This window comes from Williamsia sp. Y721, from assembly GCF_059683565.1.
Genome location: NZ_JCASNH010000002.1, coordinates 338,696 through 355,139, shown reverse-complemented (window position 1 = coordinate 355,139; position 16,444 = coordinate 338,696). Strand labels below are relative to the sequence as shown.

18 protein-coding genes are annotated in these 16,444 nt (G+C 63.2%); 10 read left to right on the top strand and 8 right to left on the bottom strand.

Annotated features, from left to right (window positions below):
* Positions 1 to 179 precede the first annotated feature (179 nt).
* A complete protein-coding gene (locus AC56PL_RS10435) occupies positions 180 to 617 on the top strand; it encodes a DUF4259 domain-containing protein (protein ID WP_497153769.1) in 438 nt (145 codons plus the stop codon).
* Here AC56PL_RS10435 and AC56PL_RS10430 read toward each other — a convergent pair.
* A complete protein-coding gene (locus AC56PL_RS10430) occupies positions 595 to 1,536 on the bottom strand; it encodes a TIGR03557 family F420-dependent LLM class oxidoreductase (RefSeq protein WP_497153768.1) in 942 nt (313 codons plus the stop codon). The two genes, AC56PL_RS10435 and AC56PL_RS10430, sit on opposite strands and share 23 nt — an antisense overlap.
* A gap of 191 nt (positions 1,537 to 1,727) precedes the next feature.
* On the opposite strand from AC56PL_RS10430, the gene AC56PL_RS10425 reads away from it, so the two are divergent.
* Positions 1,728 to 3,107 (top strand): WS/DGAT/MGAT family O-acyltransferase, encoded by a 1,380-nt coding sequence (locus AC56PL_RS10425; RefSeq protein ID WP_497153767.1) that lies wholly within the window; start codon positions 1,728 to 1,730, stop codon positions 3,105 to 3,107.
* A 15-nt stretch (positions 3,108 to 3,122) separates the two neighbouring features.
* On the opposite strand, the gene AC56PL_RS10420 is transcribed toward AC56PL_RS10425, so the two are convergent.
* The 3 genes from AC56PL_RS10420 to AC56PL_RS10410 are packed head-to-tail and all read right to left on the bottom strand — an operon-like array spanning position 3,123 to position 6,842.
* Positions 3,123 to 4,400, bottom strand: a complete 1,278-nt coding sequence (locus AC56PL_RS10420) for a lysine N(6)-hydroxylase/L-ornithine N(5)-oxygenase family protein (RefSeq protein ID WP_497153766.1) — start codon at positions 4,398 to 4,400, stop codon at positions 3,123 to 3,125.
* A gap of 5 nt (positions 4,401 to 4,405) precedes the next feature.
* Positions 4,406 to 5,254, bottom strand: a complete 849-nt coding sequence (locus AC56PL_RS10415) for a GNAT family N-acyltransferase (RefSeq protein WP_495513625.1) — start codon at positions 5,252 to 5,254, stop codon at positions 4,406 to 4,408.
* On the bottom strand, positions 5,241 to 6,842 hold the full coding sequence (locus AC56PL_RS10410) for an MFS transporter (protein ID WP_497153765.1): 1,602 nt from the start codon (positions 6,840 to 6,842) through the stop codon (positions 5,241 to 5,243). The genes AC56PL_RS10415 and AC56PL_RS10410 overlap by 14 nt, the downstream gene beginning before the upstream one ends.
* A 333-nt stretch (positions 6,843 to 7,175) precedes the next feature.
* On the opposite strand from AC56PL_RS10410, the gene AC56PL_RS10405 reads away from it, so the two are divergent.
* The gene (locus AC56PL_RS10405) at positions 7,176 to 7,598 is read left to right on the top strand and encodes a GtrA family protein (RefSeq protein WP_495515951.1); all 423 of its coding nucleotides are present in this window, start codon (positions 7,176 to 7,178) and stop codon (positions 7,596 to 7,598) included.
* A 16-nt stretch (positions 7,599 to 7,614) separates the two neighbouring features.
* Here AC56PL_RS10405 and AC56PL_RS10400 read toward each other — a convergent pair whose 3' ends face one another.
* Positions 7,615 to 8,292, bottom strand: coding sequence for a DUF4352 domain-containing protein (locus tag AC56PL_RS10400; protein WP_497153764.1), 678 nt, complete (start codon positions 8,290 to 8,292; stop codon positions 7,615 to 7,617).
* A 177-nt stretch (positions 8,293 to 8,469) separates the two neighbouring features.
* On the opposite strand from AC56PL_RS10400, the gene AC56PL_RS10395 reads away from it, so the two are divergent.
* Positions 8,470 to 9,678, top strand: coding sequence for a sensor histidine kinase (locus AC56PL_RS10395; RefSeq protein WP_497153763.1), 1,209 nt, complete (start codon positions 8,470 to 8,472; stop codon positions 9,676 to 9,678).
* A 63-nt stretch (positions 9,679 to 9,741) separates the two neighbouring features.
* Positions 9,742 to 10,395 (top strand): response regulator, encoded by a 654-nt coding sequence (locus AC56PL_RS10390; protein WP_495513621.1) that lies wholly within the window; start codon positions 9,742 to 9,744, stop codon positions 10,393 to 10,395.
* Position 10,396: 1 nt separating this feature from the next.
* Here AC56PL_RS10390 and AC56PL_RS10385 read toward each other — a convergent pair whose 3' ends face one another.
* The gene (locus tag AC56PL_RS10385) at positions 10,397 to 11,275 is read right to left on the bottom strand and encodes an LLM class flavin-dependent oxidoreductase (protein WP_497153762.1); all 879 of its coding nucleotides are present in this window, start codon (positions 11,273 to 11,275) and stop codon (positions 10,397 to 10,399) included.
* Positions 11,276 to 11,379: 104 nt separating this feature from the next.
* Between AC56PL_RS10385 and AC56PL_RS10380 the strand changes: the two genes are divergently transcribed.
* The 5 genes from AC56PL_RS10380 to AC56PL_RS10360 all read left to right on the top strand — a co-directional run bounded on the left by AC56PL_RS10380 (position 11,380) and on the right by AC56PL_RS10360 (position 14,641).
* A complete protein-coding gene (locus AC56PL_RS10380; RefSeq protein ID WP_482136809.1) occupies positions 11,380 to 11,715 on the top strand; it encodes a YciI family protein in 336 nt (111 codons plus the stop codon).
* On the top strand, positions 11,712 to 12,923 hold the full coding sequence (locus AC56PL_RS10375) for an RNA polymerase sigma factor (protein ID WP_497153761.1): 1,212 nt from the start codon (positions 11,712 to 11,714) through the stop codon (positions 12,921 to 12,923). Before AC56PL_RS10380 ends, AC56PL_RS10375 begins: the two co-directional genes overlap by 4 nt.
* A gap of 161 nt (positions 12,924 to 13,084) precedes the next feature.
* On the top strand, positions 13,085 to 13,573 hold the full coding sequence (locus AC56PL_RS10370) for an SRPBCC family protein (protein WP_497153760.1): 489 nt from the start codon (positions 13,085 to 13,087) through the stop codon (positions 13,571 to 13,573).
* Between the two features lie 297 nt (positions 13,574 to 13,870).
* Positions 13,871 to 14,041, top strand: a complete 171-nt coding sequence (locus AC56PL_RS10365) for a hypothetical protein (protein ID WP_497153759.1) — start codon at positions 13,871 to 13,873, stop codon at positions 14,039 to 14,041.
* Between the two features lie 18 nt (positions 14,042 to 14,059).
* Positions 14,060 to 14,641 (top strand): ester cyclase, encoded by a 582-nt coding sequence (locus tag AC56PL_RS10360; RefSeq protein ID WP_497153758.1) that lies wholly within the window; start codon positions 14,060 to 14,062, stop codon positions 14,639 to 14,641.
* Between the two features lie 110 nt (positions 14,642 to 14,751).
* On the opposite strand, the gene glfT1 is transcribed toward AC56PL_RS10360, so the two are convergent.
* Both glfT1 and wzt read right to left on the bottom strand, forming a co-directional pair.
* The gene (gene glfT1, locus AC56PL_RS10355; RefSeq protein ID WP_497153757.1) at positions 14,752 to 15,654 is read right to left on the bottom strand and encodes a galactofuranosyltransferase GlfT1; all 903 of its coding nucleotides are present in this window, start codon (positions 15,652 to 15,654) and stop codon (positions 14,752 to 14,754) included.
* Positions 15,647 to 16,444, bottom strand: coding sequence for a galactan export ABC transporter ATP-binding subunit Wzt/RfbE (gene wzt, locus AC56PL_RS10350; protein ID WP_495513609.1), 798 nt, complete (start codon positions 16,442 to 16,444; stop codon positions 15,647 to 15,649). The genes glfT1 and wzt overlap by 8 nt, the downstream gene beginning before the upstream one ends.

Genomic DNA, 16,444 nt, shown 5'->3' with positions numbered 1-16,444 from the left:
CGTCCTATGGCATCTACATTGCAGCCGAGTCCGAGGAAACCGTGCGCGTTATCGCCGCGAATGTGCCGAATATTGTAGTGCGCCGATGCGCGCTGAAATAGCGGACGAACTGTCACGTCCGGTATTATTTTTACTGTTGGTAATTATTGGAACTTGTTCATCACGTGAGGGGCGTCGAAATGCAGATCTGGGGAACCGGAGCTTTCGACAACGATCCCGCGACCGCGTGGGTGGGCAGGTTCGACCGTGCTGCTGCAGCGGCGCGGCCCATCGTGACGCGCGCGGCGTTGGCGGCGGTGTTCGATCGCAACGACGAGTCTGTTGGGTTCGCGGCTCTCGCGGCCGCGACGACTGTGGCCGCAGCGCTACCGGGTAGGCCCTTGCTTGCGGCGGGTGTTGGTCCGAAAACGTTGGCGGACAGTGTGTTCACGGTAACCCCTGAGCTCGCCGATCTCGCTCTGGCAGCACTGAAACAGGTCGGTTCTTCCACCAGTGAGTGGTCTCGGGCATGGATTCGCTCCGGACGTCTCGATGATGCGCTCGCAGTCCTCGACGCGGTGGCCGACGAGTTGGAAGAACGGTCCGAGCGCGGTCTCAGAGTGCGCGCAGCTTCTTGAGCAAGGGTTCTGCCGCCTCGCTCAAAAACGCGTCCTGCGTATCTCCGCCGATCTGTACCAGCGCCACATCTGTATAACCCGCCTCCAGAAAAGGTTTGACGCTCTCGGCCAATTCATCGAGGTCGGGTCCACAGGCAATCGATGAGGCGACGTCTTCGGGCCGGACATATTCGGTCGCGCCACTGAAACCTGCGGGGGTGGGCAAATCGGCGTTGACCGACCATCCGCCGGCGAACCAGCGGAATTGGTCGTGGGCCCGGGCAATTGCGGTGTCGCGATCGTGATCCCAGCAGATCGGGATCTGGCCGATCTTCCTGGAGTCGTCGGGGTGGTGTCGGTCCCATGAGCTGACCAGATCGGCCTCGGGCTCCGTGGAGATCAGATGATCGCCGAGCGGTGCGAACTTCTCGATCGATTTGTCGCCCGACACCGCGAGCCCGATGGGGATCCCATCGTCGGGCAGATCCCAGATTCGGGCGGAATCGACACGAAAGTACTTGCCGTCGTGGGTTACCAGCCCGCCCGCGTGTAGCTCGCGGATGATCTCGACCGCCTCGACGAACATGTCCTGACGCTGGTCCACAGCGGGCCAGCCCTGGCCGACCGTGTGCTCGTTGAGGTTTTCGCCGGAACCCAGGCCGAGGATGAATCGCCCGTCGGCGAGGAGCTGCATCGTCGCTGCCTTCTGCGCGATGACAGCGGGGTGGTATCGCATCGTCGGTGCGGTCACGTAGGTCGCCAGATCGACGCGTTCGGTGACGTGGGCGACGGCACCCAACACGGTCCAGGCGTAGGGCGCGTGACCCTGTGAGACCAGCCATGGCGAGTAGTGATCGCTGGCGACTTCGAAGTCGAAGCCCGATTTCTCTGCATCCGCGGCGTAGCGCACCAAATCCTTGGGGCCGCTCTGTTCTGTCATCAACGTATATCCGTAACGCATACCTCGAAGGTTCCCCTTCTGTCCGCAGGCAAAACCTCGGCCACGTGGTACGCCGATCGGATTGCAGGCATGTGCAAACCCTGTGCTGCGCGCGGCGGGCTTGTAACGTGTGCCACATGCACGGGGTCATCGAGTCCTGAAGCACGTCGAACCGAAGGTCAGGAGCGCGTATGCCCTATATGCCCATCACCGAATCCATGTTCCTCCTGGCCGAATCGCGGGAGCATCCGATGCACGTCGGAGGCCTGCAGTTGTTCGAGCCGGTCGATGGTGCCGACGACCTCTCCGAGCAGATGTTCGAGACATTTCAGGCACAGACCGAGGTCCACCGGCTGTTTCGCAAACGTCCGGCTTCGCCCGTGGGTGTGATGGGCACCGTGCGATGGACCCATGACAAAGAAGTCGACCTCGAATATCACGTTCGGCGAACCGTGCTCCCGCGTCCGGGCCGGATACGTGAACTGTTGCGGTACGTCTCGGCCAATCACGGCGCGCTCCTGGACCGGCATCGTCCGATGTGGGAGCTACACCTCATCGAGGGTCTCGCCGACGGACGCGTTGCGATGTACACGAAGATCCATCACTCGCTGGTCGACGGGGTCTCTGCCCTGAAGCTGCTCGAGAAGACGCTGTCTCCCGACTGTGATTCCCGGACGGGCCGGGCGTCGTGGGATCCGGAGTTGTTCATTCCCCGGCCCAAAGCGCCGGAGCCGGGCTCGGAGGAGTCCCGGAGTCTGTTCTCCGAGGGGTTCAAGATCGCCGGTGAGCTCGTGGGTTTCCTTCCGGCTTCCGCGCGGGTCGGACTTCGGGCCATGCGAGACGCCAACCTGATGGTGCCGATGCAGGCGCCGCGCACGATGTTCAACGTGCCGATCGGAGGCGCCCGCCGGTTCGCGGGCGAACAGTGGTCGACCACTCGTCTGCTTGCGCTGGCTGCGGGGCTGGAGATCACGCTGAACGATGTGGTGATGGCGATGTGCGCAGGCGCACTGCGCTCGTATCTGATCGATCAGAATGCCCTGCCCGACGACCCGCTGATCGCGATGATGCCGGTGTCGATGCACGCCAAGGGTGACGACTCCTCGGAGGGCAACGCGATCACCGCGATCCTGGCGAACCTCGCGACCGATCAACCCGATCCGGAACGCCGGCTGGCGGCCGTGATCGATTCGACGAGGGCCAGCAAGCAGGTGATCCGGGATCTGAGCCCGCTGCAGGCGATGGGGTACGGCGCCGTCATCGCCGCCCCGCTCGCATTCTCGACGGTGCCGGGGTTTGTTCGGCTGACCCCGCCGCCGTTCAACCTCATCATCTCGAATGTTCCTGGGCCGCCGCATGATCTGTACTGGAACGGCGCCAGACTCGCCGGTGTGTATCCGGCGTCGATCGCGATGGACGGTCAAGCCCTCAACGTCACCGTTGCCACCAACGCTGACATGGTGAACTTCGGGGTGACCGGCGCACGAGCGGAGATCCCGAGCCTGCAGCGGATCCTGACCCACCTCGACACCGCATTGGAAGAGCTCGAGAAGCTCTGCGGTGCCGGCTGAGGGCCGGGCTGCCAGTCAGGACGTCGGAGCGTTCACGATCGAGTCGACGATATCGCCAGAGCGAATGGCGATGTTCGACAGCAGGGTCGAGGTGAAACCGTGTGAATGTTCCACGCCGCCATGGAGATACAGATTGCCCGGGTGATTGCCCTTGCGCTCGACGCGGTAGTCGCGGGTGACCACAGGCAGTCCGGCCTCATCGAAGCAATAGTCGTCGGTGGCATCGCCCAGCAGGTCGGCGAGGCCAACGGACCGGAATCCGGTGGCGTACACGATCGCGTCGGCGGTGACGGTCTCCGAGGCGCCCGTCGGCAGATGGCTGATGGTGGCCTGAACACCGTTGTCGGTTTCCACGGTCGTCCTGGAGTCGAGTCGAGATGCGCCGCGAACGAACAAACGCCTACGGCCGCTGACCTTTTCCTGGTACTCCCGCGCATAGAGGTCGTTGATGACGTCCGAATCGACAGCCGAGTAGTTGGTGCCCTTGTGGTAGCTCATCAACTGCTGTCGAACCTGGGGCGGCGCGAAGTGGAAATCGTCGACGGCCGCAGGATCGAACACGCGGTTGGCGAAGGGGCTGTCGTCGGCCGGGGTGTAACCGTACTTCGCGAAGACCGCGTGCACCTCGCAGGCCGGGTAGGTCTCGTGGAGATAGGCGGCCACCTCGGCGGCACTCTGCCCGGCTCCGACCACCACGAATCGTTGATGGGTCAGGGGCGGCAGGTCGCTCAGACGGGCGAGCAGGTTGTGGCTGTGCCACTGGCGCACCGACGGTGTCACGAAATCGGGTAGGACACCGGTGATCCCGCCGCCTGCCACCACATTGCGGGCCGTCACCTCGGCAGTGGTGCCGTCGGCGTCGCGAACCTCGACCACGAAATGGTCGCCATCCGCGCGAACGCCGCAGACCGTCGAGCCGAAGGTCACCTGATCGCAGACCTGCTCCGCCGCCCACGCGAGGTAGTCGGCGAACTCCGCCCTGGAGGGGAAGAAGGTCTGATGGTTGACGAAGTCGACCAGTCGACCCCGGCACTTCAGATAGTTGATGAACGTGAACTGGCTCAACGGATTACGTAGTGTGACCAGATCCTTGAGGAATGACACCTGCATCTGTGCGCCGGGGATCATCATGTCCGGATGCCACTGGAACGAGCGCTTGCTCTCGAAGAACCGTGCCCGCAGAGGTGCATCCGGCGCTGTCTCGTTGTGCTCGTTGACGGCAAGAGACAACGCCAGATTGCTCGGGCCGAAGCCGATTCCGACGAGATCGACTATCGCGGAATCGCGCGTCATATGGTTCATTCCTTAGGTCGTGAAGAAGCATCTGCGGACTGGCGGGCCGCCAGGGCCTCGGTCAACCGTTGGAGGTACCGGACGTTGAAATCGGAGTGCGACAGGAAGACCGCGAAGTCGGCCATGTCGAAATCCGGGTCGTACGACGGTGGACCGCAGACGGCAGCGCCGATTCGCAGGTATCCCTGCATCATCGGTGGGATCTTCACTCGACCGGGCGTCGCCGGTATCTCGTCCAGCGACTGCCCGTCGACGCTCACCGGGTTCTTGGGCGTGACCCGGCGTTCGGGCGGGGTGACGCTGCGTTTGTAGGCGAAGTCGCGAACCTTGCGGACCAGGGATCCACGCGGGCCCCCGTCTTCCATCTGCACCGAGGCGCAACCGATGGCGTACTCATGTCCGGTCATCTGCTGGTATTTGAAGATCCCGGCCCACAACATGCCCATCACCGCGCCGCTGCGATGCTCGGGTTGCACTGCGGCCCTTCCCAGCTCGACGAGATTGGGTCGGAGCGCCTCGATACCCTCACCGAACTCGAAGATGGTCTCGGTGAACATGCCACCGGCCGCCTTGGCACCTTCGGGAAGCAGGAGCCGATAACAGCCCACCACTTCTCCGGTGCTCTCCGCGCGCGCGACCACGTGGTCGCAGTACGGATCGAATCGATCGACGTCGATCATCTCGCCGGTGTATTGCCCGCGCACCGCATTCGGTAGCGATGCACCCATCTCGTCCGCGAACGACTGGTAACGCAGACGCTGGGCTGCCTCGATGTCCGCCGGGTTGGTCGTCAGGCTGATCGAGTAGCCGGTCGCAGACGCGGGGGGAATCAGCAACGTGTCAGTGACGGACATGTGGCTCCTCTCGGGGCTGCTCGGCGGCAGCCTGTTGTGATGCGTGGTCGCGGTGGATCAACGCGTAGACGATTGCGGTCAGGACGGTCGCCGCCGTGGCTGCGGCCAGCACGGCCGCTTGCAGACCGGCAGCCGAGGATTCACGGGCGATGCGGGCGAGTTCGGGTAGTGCGAGAGCGAACTGGTCCGGGATGAAGTCGAGGATCGCCAGACCCGCACCCGATCCCAGAGCATCGGTCAGTGCAAGAGTCTGTTCGGCAGAGACATCGACCGGTGTTCCGGCGATCGTCAACGAGTCGAGTTCCTCGCGGGCGTGCGAGGCGGCGTACTGCGTGAACAACGCGCCCATTCCGGCGATGCCGATCACGGTTCCGATCTGGCGGGCGGTGCTGACCACACCCGTCGCCATCCCGGATTCTGATTCGGGGACAAACGACAGCGCTGCGTCCGAGGCGATGGCGCTCATCATTCCCACGCCGAGGCCGGCGATGATCGAACCGGGAATGAAGTGTGTCCATCCGGTATCACCGGAGATGCCGATCATCGTCCACAGCCCGGCGGCGATCATTGCCGTCGACAGGGGCACCACGTGGCGCATCGCAAGCCAGCGCGTGACCACCATTCCGATCGGTGCGCCCACAATGCAGGCGATCGTGAGGGGGAGTGCGCGCACACCGGATTCAAAGGGAGTGAACCCCAACGTGTTCATCAGATACAGGGCCAGATAATTCGTGCCGGCGATGACTGTGCCGGAGGTGGTGAAGGCGGCAAGTGAGACGCCGGCGAAACCTGGCCTGCGCACCACGGCCAGATTCATGAGCGGATCGGTGGTCTTTGCTTCCCAGAGCACAAACGCGATGGCGAAGACCGCTGCGATGGAGAACAGTCCGACGATCAGCGGCGACGTCCACCCCTGACCATTTCCTTCGATGATCGCGTACACACCGGCGCACAGGGCGACGCTCAGTGTCGCCGTGCCGATGAAGTCGATTGCGCGGGTGACGTCGCCGCGCGATTCCTGGACTTTCCAAGCGGTGACGGCCAGCGCAACGATCCCGAGTGGGATGTTGATCATGAAGATCGCCGGCCATCCGAACGCGTCGACCAGCGCGCCGCCCAACAATGGGCCTGCCGCGCTGCCCGCACCCATGACGGCCCCGTAGATCGCGATCGCGAACGAACGCCCCCGGCCGGCCGGGTAGGCCGCGGCTATCAGCGGCAGCGAGACACCCAGCATCATCGCGCCACCGAAACCCTGGACCACGCGAACGAGGTTCAGGGTGTTGATGCTCTCCGACAACGCACAACCCAGCGACGCCAGGACGAAGATCGTCAGGCCGATCTGGAAGATCCGCTTGCGTCCCAACCGATCTCCGAGCGTCGCCGCGGTCAGGAGGAATGCGGCCATCGGAAGTGCATATCCGTCGACGACCCACTGCAGTCCACTCAGGTCTGCGGAGAGGTCGGATTGGATGTCAGCGAGTGCGGCCGACACGATCGTCATGTCGAGCAGGAGCATGAACACGCCGATGCAGACCACGGTCAGCGTGGTGCGGGCGTGAACGACTCGATCATTCAGCGAAAACAAGGGCGCCTTTCGACGCGCGCGTGATCAACGCACGTGGGGACGAAATCGGAAACCAAGAAAATCGAGAATTGATGGGGGCTGAAAGGTGAGATGCACGGTATTGCAATTGCTCGCCTTTGTGCAAAACGCCCGGATGTGGACGATAGGCCCCCCGTGGCCAATTCGCAAACTGCGTGGAGTTGTTCGGTTTTGCAATTCTCTTGAATTATTATTCGACGCCGTGTTCATTCGGGTTCTGGGCCGAGGTGTCGAGCCGTGGGTGTGGCCGAACCGGCCAGCCGCTAGGGTGTCTGGGTGGTAGAAGAGCAGGCCCAGGGGGGTCGGACAACCGGACTGGACGCGGCAGTCGAGACCCCGAAGCCGGCCGGTGGCGATTTGAAGACCCAAATGGTCCGTTTCGTCATCACCGGCGCGGCGTCCGGAGTCCTCGATTTCGGGTTGACCCTGCTCTTCCAGCATGTGCTGGGCTTCCCGGAATGGGCCGCCAAGTCGATCGGTTTTGTGTTCGGCACCACAATGGCCTACCTCATCAACCGGCGATGGACGTTCCGGGCCGAACCGAGTGTGGCCCGATTTGTGGCCGTTGCACTGCTCTACCTGCTGACCTTTGTGGTTCAGGTGGGGATTTACACCGTGTTGTCGCGGATCTGGGACGACACCGTGGTGTGGAGCCTGGCCGCCTTCGTGGTCGCCCAGGGCACCGCCACCGTCATCAACTTCGTGGTGCAACGAATGGTGATCTTCAAGATCCGCTGACCATGACCCAGCTGCGTTACAGGGTATTGACCCACGCCAGGCGGTCCGACGACAGCGAGAACGTGTCTTCGAACAGCACCACGTAGGTGCCGGGGGCTGCGCCGTCGCGTGCGTCGAAGCAGATGTCACCCGCTGTTTGGCCGCCGGGTGCGATCTTGCCCGAATTCAGCATTTGCTTCTCGGGCGCATACGTGGCGTTCCGAATGGTTCCGCTGGCGTCTTGCAGACTCCAATCGATATAGCCGTTGAAGTCATTCTGCTTCGAACCGACATTCTTGATCGTCACACTGCTGCAGAGGTAATTGCCGAAATCGGTATTGGCGCTTTCCAACGCGGAAACGGTATATGCCAGGTCGTCGCGGGTAATCGTATCGCCACCGGCTGCTGCGGTGTCGTCGTCCAATTTCCCCGGGAATTGGGGTCCGGCCTCGCTCTCGGTTTCGGTCTCGGCGCCCGCGGTTGTCGAGACCGCTGCAGAGGTCTCGCCGGAGGCTTTGGTGACGCTGGTTTCGCTGTTGCCGCCACTGCCGGCGACGATCGCGGTACAGGCGCCGATCAACAGAATCGGCACACCGATCACGACCCAGGGCCAGACCTTGCGCTTCTTCTTCGGCGGCTGCTGATACGGACCCGGGGTGGGGTTGTAGGGCTGGTTGTAGGGGTTGTTGTCGCCTGGCAGGCCGGGATTGGTCATGGCAGATCCTCCTGAGGGGGGTGGGGGTTGGCGTGGTGAGAACAGCAGACCGCAACCGGACATCGGGTCGCCTCCTCCAAAGGGACGGCACCCCTCATACGTTCGGACGGAGGTTCGGCCGATGCAGACCGTTCGGTGGATCGTGCAACGTCAGAGGTTCGCCGTAGCCTCCATACCGTGACAACAACTTCCGGCGAAACGATCCGGCGCCGGCTGTGGACCACCGGCGCGGTGAGCTTGAGCGTCTTCGGTTCGATTCTGGCGGTGGCGCTCACCGAAGAATCGGGGAGTGTCCCGGTGTGGAACTCCACCATCGGGTTGCTGTTGAACCTGGTGGCTGCCGTAGCGCTCATCTGGCGACACCGGTACCCGATACCCGTGCTGGCGGTCTCGGTCATCGGGCCGATGTTCTTCTCGACCGATGCCACCGCGGCCCTCATCGCGCTCTATGCACTGGCGCAGGCCGAGCGCGGGATCAGGCTTGTCCTGGCTGCGTTCGCCGTCTACCTGGCTTCGAGTGTGTCGCTCATCTACGACACCATGCGGACCCGAGACAACTCGATTCTGACCATCAGCTCCCCGCGGCCCGAAGAAGGCGCGCCCAGCCCGGATTGGGATGTTCCGCTGTGGATCCCGTGGATCGTCGCGGCGGTTCTGGTGGCCATCGTCGTGACCGTCGCGTTGCTGCGACATGCCCAGGTCGAACTGGCCCAGGTGAAACTGAGCCGAGACCGGGCGACCAAGCAGACCGATGTGATGCGTGACGAGATGATCCGAACGGAAGAGCGGACCCGCATCGCACGCGACATGCACGACACCCTGGCGGCGAGCCTGAGCCGGATCTCCTTGATGGCCGGGGCAGTTCAGGTCGGAGGCACCGACAATCCGGAGAAGATCGTCAACAATGCGTCGTTGATCCGGTCGACCGCGCACGATGCCCTCGACGACCTCAAGAACATCGTCGGGGTCCTGCGCGGTTCGGCTCCGCAACACAGCGGCCATCAGGGGATCGATGCAGTCGCCGAGCTGGTGCAGGGCGCGCGGGCGGCCGGCCTGCACGCCACCCTCTACACGGACCTGTTGCCCGGCGACGTCGGCACGGTCTCCGGGCACGTCACCTACCGGGTGGTGCAGGAATCGCTCACGAACGCGCAGAAATACGCCGGTGATCAGACGATTCGGATCTCGATAGTCGGTGCCGGTGAACACGGGATCCGCATCAACATCTGCAACCAGCTCAGCAGCCGTCCGCCGCTGGTCCCGGTGGGCTCGCGGTCCGGGTTGCGGGGGCTCGCCGAACAGGCAAGGGACATCGGCGGGACGTTCCACGCGGGCGTGGTGGGAGGCGAGTTCGTGACCGATTGCTGGTTGCCCTGGTATTCCTAGGGCCGCGAGTCTTGCTGGTGCCGCGAGTCTTGCTGTCGGTGCAGGGTAATACCCTGGGCCACCATGACCGGGCCACACCGCATCACCGTGTTGATCGCCGACGACGATCCCTTTGTTCGGCGCGGTGTCTGCGACATCTTTGCCGCCACCGCGGACATCGTTGTGGTCGCCGATGTCGATGACGGCGACCAGGTCTTGGCCGCAGTCACGCAGTTCCGGCCACACGTGGTGCTGATGGATCTGAAGATGAAGCGCATGGGTGGACTCGACGCCACCCGCGCACTGATGGCCATGCCGAATCCGCCGCGGGTCATCGCCATGACCGCCATGGATGTGGACGACCTTGTGATTCAGGCGGTCTACGCCGGGGCGCACAGCTTTTTGAGCAAGGATGAACCGCCGCAGACGTTCCAGCAGTCGGTACGCGCGGTCGCGGCGGGCAACACTTTGTTCAGTCAGGAGTCGTTGCGTCGCATCGTCGACGGTCGGCCGCAGCCCGTGGCCGCGGTCCCGTCCGCGGTTGACAAGTTGAGCGGCCGTGAACGAGATGTGCTGCGCGCGATGGCCACGGGCGCCCCCAACGCCGTCATCGCCGGGGAGCTGTTCCTCAGTGAGACGACCGTGAAAACCCATGTGTCGGCGGTCTTCACGAAACTCGGCGCGAAGAATCGCGTCGAGGCGGCGCTGGTGGCTTTTCGGGCCGGCTTGGTGAGTTGAGCTAGCCGTTGACCTTGCTGATCACCGAATCGGCGAACATGTTGAGATTGTCGATCTTCTTCTGCAGCGGCTCGGTGTCGTTGCCGGTGATGTAGGGGATCCGGAAGCCGACGATCACGTCGGTGATGCCTTTGTCCTCGAGGCGTTTACAGCCGTCCGGGGTGTAGGCATCCATCGAGATCACATGGATCTCGAAGGGGTCGTTCAGTTTTCCTTCCGCCTTGCGGATGGCCGTGATCTTGTCCAGCAGCGCATCGAGTTCCTCGGGTTGCCCGCCGCCGTGCATCCAGCCGTCGCCGCGGATCACCGCGCGTTTGAGGGCGAGATCGGCGTGTCCGCCGACCAGAAGCGGGATCGGTTTGGTGGGAACCGGATTCATCTTGATCTTGGGGATGTCGTAGAACTCCCCGTGGAACTCGAAGTACTCGCCACTGCTCAGTCCGCGGATGATGTCCATGCATTCGTTCATCCGCCGGCCCTTGCGTTTGGGGTCGACGCCCATGATGTCGTAATCCTCGGCCCAGGGGCTGGTGCCGACGCCGAGCGAAAGTCGGTTGTTGGTCAACACCGCCACCGACATCGCCTGCTTCGCCACCAACGCCGGTGGCCGCACGGGAAGCTTGAGGACAAACGGGTTGAACCGGATCTTCTCGGTGACCGCACCCATCGCCGCCGCCATCACAAACGTCTCGATGAAGGCTTTGCCGTCGAGGAACTCGCGATTGCCGTCCTCGGTGTACGGATACGTCGAGTCCGATTCCTCGGGATAGGCGATCGAATCGGGGATCGTGAATCCCTCGTAGCCGGCTTCCTCTGCCGCCTTCGCCAGTGGCAGGTAGTAGCTCGGATCGGTCATTGCCTCCGCGAACGTGAACCGCATGATCCTCCTAGAATCGTCGTGCGCCCATACTAGAACGAGTTCTATTTCTCTGGTGGAGATCGGTCACCCTTGTTGCGCCTCGGTCGTTGCGGTATATGTGGCAAATGAAATATGTGCTTCTGATCTGCGACGACGAGAAGGACGCTCCCTCCAACGAGGAGATCGCGGCCGATCCCGCATATCAGGAGTGGGACGCCGAGGTTGCGCGACGAGCCGTCCAACACGGCGGTGCCCGGCTCCGTCCCACCGCAGATGCGACCACGGTGCGCGTCCGGGACGGCGAGACGCTCATCTCCGACGGCCCGTTCGCGGAGACGAAAGACTTCGTCGGCGGTGTCGACATCATCGAATGCGCAGATCTGGACGAGGCGATCGAGATTGCGGCGGGACATCCCTATGCACGTCGAGGATGTGTGGAAGTGCGACCCGTCTGGGAATGACCACACCCGACGAGGTTCGTGCCGCGGTCGAAGACGCATATCGACGCGAGTGGGGTCAGGTGGTGGCGACCCTGATCGGGTTGACCGGAGACTGGGACCTCGCCGAGGAATGCGCGCAGGACTCATTCGCCGCCGCCGTGGCCACCTGGACGCGCGATGGCGTCCCACGCCGCCCGGGAGCGTGGCTCACCACGGTGGCGCGCAACCGGGCGACCGACCGGCTGCGTCACGCCACCGCCGAAACGGCAAAACTACGCCAGGTCGCGGCGCTGCCCATGGAACCGGCTGTGCCGCAGGAGATTCCCGACGAGCGTTTACGGCTGATCTTCACGTGCTGTCATCCCGCCTTGCCGTTCGCGGCGCGCGTCGCACTCACGCTGCGCACTCTGGCAGGGCTGAGCACGGCCGAGATCGCCGATGCGTTCCTGACCTCCGAATCGGCCATGGCGCAGCGACTTGTACGGGCCAAGCGCAAGATTGCGGAGGCGGGCATCCCGTACCGGATCCCGCCGGTCGAAAGTCTTCCGGACCGGTTGTCCGCGGTGCTCGCGGTTCTCTACCTGATCTTCAACCAGGGCTACGACGAGAAGGATGGGCGCCGGGCACTGGCCGGCGAGGGCATCCACCTCGCCCGGATGCTGGTCCGGTTGATGCCCGACGAACCCGAACCGCGTGGACTGCTGGCGCTGATGCTCCTGCTCGAGGCCAGACGCGAACAGCGTTTCGAGGCCGACACACTGGTCCCGCTGGAGGACCAGGACCGCACCCGCTGGGACGCTGCGCTCATCGCAGACGGTGTTGCCGTGCTCGACGGCGCGCTGACAATGCGGTGGCCGGGCCCGTACCAGGTCCAGGCCGCGATCGCCGCCTGTCACGCGACCGCATCCGACACCGCCGACACCGACTGGCCGCAGATCGCGGCGCTCTATGCCGAACTCGCGCGCATGACACCGTCTCCGGTCGTGGAACTCAATCGTGCGGTTGCCATCGCCATGGCCGACAACATCCCTGCAGGCCTGAGCCTGATCGACGAACTCACCGAGGCGGGAGAGCTCGACGGGTATTACCTCCTACCCGCGGCTCGCGCCGATCTGCTCCGCCGTGACGGCCGAGCGGCCGAGGCCGCGTCGGCGTATCGCGAGGCGTTGTCGTTGGCGCCGACGGTTGCCGAACGTCGCTACCTGGACCGACGCCTGCGGGATCTCTAGACCGCTTCGGTCGCGGAGTTCGGCACGGCCGGTGAAAAGAATTCTCGGATGATGTCGATCTGGGGCCGCGTGCTTCGTCGGTGGGATGTAACCCACCGAATAGAGAGGCCGCGTGCTTCGTCGGTGGGATGTAACCCACCGAATAGAGAGGCAGAACAAAAATGTCGAACAAAGAGTATTTGAGCGCCACGATGACCGTCGATCGCACGCCGGAGGAAGTCTTCGATGCGATCACCAACGTGCGCGGATGGTGGTCGGAGAACATCGTCGGCGGCACTGCCGACCTCGGCGACGAGTTCATCTTCACCGACGACACCAAGTTTGCGGGAGAGATGGCCCTCACTTCGAAAGAGGGCATCCGATTCTGTAGGTTCCATCTGACCGACGTGGTTCCCGGAAAGCGGATGGTCTGGCGCGTGCTGGATTCGGTCTTGACCTTCATCGATGACACCAACGAGTGGACCGACACCAACGTCGTCTTCGATATCACCCCCACACCGGGCGGTGCGACGCTCGAGTTCACCCACGAAGGTTTGACCGAGGACTCCGAATGTTTCGAGGCCTGCTCGCGCGGATGGGGCTTCTACATCACCCAAAGCCTGCCGCAGTTGATCACAACCGGTACCGGTAAGCCCATCGAGCGGTACTGAAAATCCGTCCGCAGCATCGAATGCCGGGATGTCGCCTGCCTTCAGCTGACGTGTTGACGGTCATATCGTCACTGATGTGCGACATCCCGGTGTACGTATCCTCGTCTCATGTCAGAAGTACAAGGCTTCCTGTCCATCGATGACCTGGCCTGGATCGGGATTGTCCAGCGTCTGCGCGCATCCGAGATGTCCTTGGCTGAGATCGCCCGGTACGCCCAGATGGTGTGAGCAGGGACCGGCAACGAGACCGAGCGCCTGGAGCTGCTGCAGCGTCATGAAGCAGACGTGCGTGCCCAAATGGCTGTTCTGCAAGAATCTCTCGATCTGATCACCGCGAAGGTGGCTGCGTACACGGAGGCTCTGTCACAAGGATCTGCCGGGGAGCTCTTTGTGCGGGATGACGTCGACGACGCCTATTTCGCAGGTCGTGACGTCCGGCCCGGCCAAAGGGCGGCCGCGGACTCCTGAACGGCCAACCTGCCGAGCTTGACCTGGAGTCGACTCCAGTTTCTAGAGTGGCCTGACTGGCTCACCCCAAGCTCGATCTTCGGTTCGCGTGGGCCAGTGTTCTCGACTGCCAACGTAAGGAAACACATGTCCGTATTCATCGAACCCGACGATGCCCGATACGACAATCGTTCACGTTCACTTGTGCGTATCGGCCGTGAGGCCATTGCTCGGGAGAACTCTGCCGCGTTGAAGGAGTACTTCAGCGAAGATTTCACCTTTCACGGTCCCGGTGTCGACCTCGACTTCACAGGCCTCGAGATCTTCTTCGGCCAGATGCGTTCCGCATTCAGCGAATACTATTGCGAGCGTAGAGAAATCGTCTCGTCAGGGCTGATGGTCGGTTGCCGCACCGAAATTGGCGGCGTCTTTGACGGACCCTTCGACCCCTCGCCGTTCGGCACGATCAAGCCGCATGGCGGCCAGGTCACGCTGACGCTGATCAACATGTTCCGTTACAACGACAACGACAACGGCAAGCTAGCCGAGGAATGGGTGCAGTATGACAACGTCGAGTTCCTGCGCCACTCGGCGTCGAGCTCGCTCCGCAGCCCTGATTGAAGGGCGCTGGGTCAATGGGTGCAGCTCCGACTTCCGTCGGAGGTGCACCCATCCTGGTGACTCTTACGAACATCGTCGTGTTCGTCGAAAGGTGCGACGCTGTCGGTCGTTCAGGGCTTGCCGAAACGCTCGCGACGTCCGAGTGACTGCAATCGCAGCCAGTTTTTGAACCCGGCCACATCACGTTGCTGCACAAGGAAATACCATCCGAATCGGGCATATTCCTGGGGCAGGAGTTTCCGCATCCCGGGCCTGCTCATCAAATAGCCGCGATTGCGGTAGGTGAAAAAGCGTTTGGTCTCGTTGTCGGGGTACTGGGTGTGCATCCGGCCACCGAGGATGGGGCGAAACTCGCCGCTGCCGTCCGGATGAAGGTATGCCGTGGTCAGGCAGGTTCCGAAATTCAGTCCGGACCGCACCAGGCGACGATGCATCTCGACCTCGTCGCCGCGGACGAACAAGCGCAGATCTGGCACGCCGACCGCGTCGATGGCCGCAGCCGAGAACAGGGCGCCGTTCATCAGGGATGCGATGCCCGGCAACAGATCTGAGGTCTCGCCGTCGGCGAAGAGTTCGGACCGTTTGCGGCGCCACACCAGGCCGCGACGCAGCGGGAACGCCAGGGTTTCAGGGTTGTCGATGTTGCAGACAACCGGCGAAACCTCGTCGAGCTGGTGGGTGGTGGCGCAATCGAGCAGCTTCTGCAGCACCTCGGGGCCTTCGGGGCGGCCGTCGTCGTCGGCGCACCAGACCCAGTCGGCGCCCAGCGCCAGGGCCTGCAGCATGCCGAGCGCGAAACCGCCTGCGCCACCGAGGTTGTGGGCCGATCCGATATAGGTCACCGGAACCGGTTGGGCAGCAACGAGGTCGGCGACGTCGTTGTCGTTGTCGTTGTCCACGACCACCAGGTGGTCGATGGGGCGGGTCTGGTTGGTCAGCACGATCAGCGACTGCTCGAGGAGTTCGAGTCGACGGTGGGTCACCACCACGGCGATGACCTTGGGTTCAGGCATCTTTTTCGACCTCGGCCAGCACTTCACGCACGTGCCGGGCAGCCTCGGGACCTTCGTAGGCGCCGACCACTTCTTCGATGCCGCCGTCCATCCGGATCGCTCCGTGGTCGATCCACAGGGCGCGATCGCAGAGCTGGGCGAGGAACTCGTTGGAATGGCTGGCGAAGACCAGGATCCCGGACCGTTTCACCAACTCCTGCAACCGGACCCGGGCCTTCTTCATGAACTCGGCATCGACGGCGCCGATACCTTCGTCGAGGATCAGGATCTCGGGGTCGATAGAGGTGACCACACCGAGCGCAACCCGCACCCGCATGCCGGTGGAGTAGGTGCGCAGTGGCATCGAGAGGTAGTCGCCGAGCTCGGTGAACTCTGCGATGTCGTCCATCTTCTTGAGCATCTCGCGGCGGCTCATCCCGAGGAACATGCCGCGGATGACGATGTTCTCGTAGCCGGAGATCTCGGGATCCATGCCGACGCCGAGGTCGAAGACCGGTGCCACGCGGCCCTTGATCGCGCAGGCGCCACGGGTGGGTTCGTAGATGCCGGACAACAGCCGCAGCAGTGTCGACTTGCCGGCACCGTTGTGCCCGACCAGGCCGATCCGGTCACCATGCGACAGATGCAAGTTGATGTCTTTGAGGGCCTCGACCACGATCACGTTGGATTCGTTGGATCCGATCACACCGCCGGCCCGACCGAGGACTGACTTCTTCAACGACCTGGTCTTGGCGTCGAAGATCGGGAAATCCACGCAGGCATCCCAGGTATCGACTCGTACTTGACTCAT

What these genes read in the sequence shown, in the direction of transcription:
- AC56PL_RS10435 (WP_497153769.1), top strand. Translation starts at nt 180, where the DNA reads ATGCAGATCTGGGGAACCGGAGCTTTCGACAACGATCCCGCGACCGCG.
- AC56PL_RS10430 (WP_497153768.1), bottom strand. Translation starts at nt 1,536, where the DNA reads ATGACAGAACAGAGCGGCCCCAAGGATTTGGTGCGCTACGCCGCGGAT.
- AC56PL_RS10425 (WP_497153767.1), top strand. Translation starts at nt 1,728, where the DNA reads ATGCCCTATATGCCCATCACCGAATCCATGTTCCTCCTGGCCGAATCG.
- AC56PL_RS10420 (WP_497153766.1), bottom strand. Translation starts at nt 4,400, where the DNA reads ATGACGCGCGATTCCGCGATAGTCGATCTCGTCGGAATCGGCTTCGGC.
- AC56PL_RS10415 (WP_495513625.1), bottom strand. Translation starts at nt 5,254, where the DNA reads ATGTCCGTCACTGACACGTTGCTGATTCCCCCCGCGTCTGCGACCGGC.
- AC56PL_RS10400 (WP_497153764.1), bottom strand. Translation starts at nt 8,292, where the DNA reads ATGACCAATCCCGGCCTGCCAGGCGACAACAACCCCTACAACCAGCCC.
- AC56PL_RS10390 (WP_495513621.1), top strand. Translation starts at nt 9,742, where the DNA reads ATGACCGGGCCACACCGCATCACCGTGTTGATCGCCGACGACGATCCC.
- AC56PL_RS10385 (WP_497153762.1), bottom strand. Translation starts at nt 11,275, where the DNA reads ATGCGGTTCACGTTCGCGGAGGCAATGACCGATCCGAGCTACTACCTG.
- AC56PL_RS10380 (WP_482136809.1), top strand. Translation starts at nt 11,380, where the DNA reads ATGAAATATGTGCTTCTGATCTGCGACGACGAGAAGGACGCTCCCTCC.
- AC56PL_RS10375 (WP_497153761.1), top strand. Translation starts at nt 11,712, where the DNA reads ATGACCACACCCGACGAGGTTCGTGCCGCGGTCGAAGACGCATATCGA.
- AC56PL_RS10370 (WP_497153760.1), top strand. Translation starts at nt 13,085, where the DNA reads ATGTCGAACAAAGAGTATTTGAGCGCCACGATGACCGTCGATCGCACG.
- AC56PL_RS10365 (WP_497153759.1), top strand. Translation starts at nt 13,871, where the DNA reads ATGGCTGTTCTGCAAGAATCTCTCGATCTGATCACCGCGAAGGTGGCT.
- glfT1 (WP_497153757.1), bottom strand. Translation starts at nt 15,654, where the DNA reads ATGCCTGAACCCAAGGTCATCGCCGTGGTGGTGACCCACCGTCGACTC.
- wzt (WP_495513609.1), bottom strand. Translation starts at nt 16,444, where the DNA reads ATGAGTCAAGTACGAGTCGATACCTGGGATGCCTGCGTGGATTTCCCG.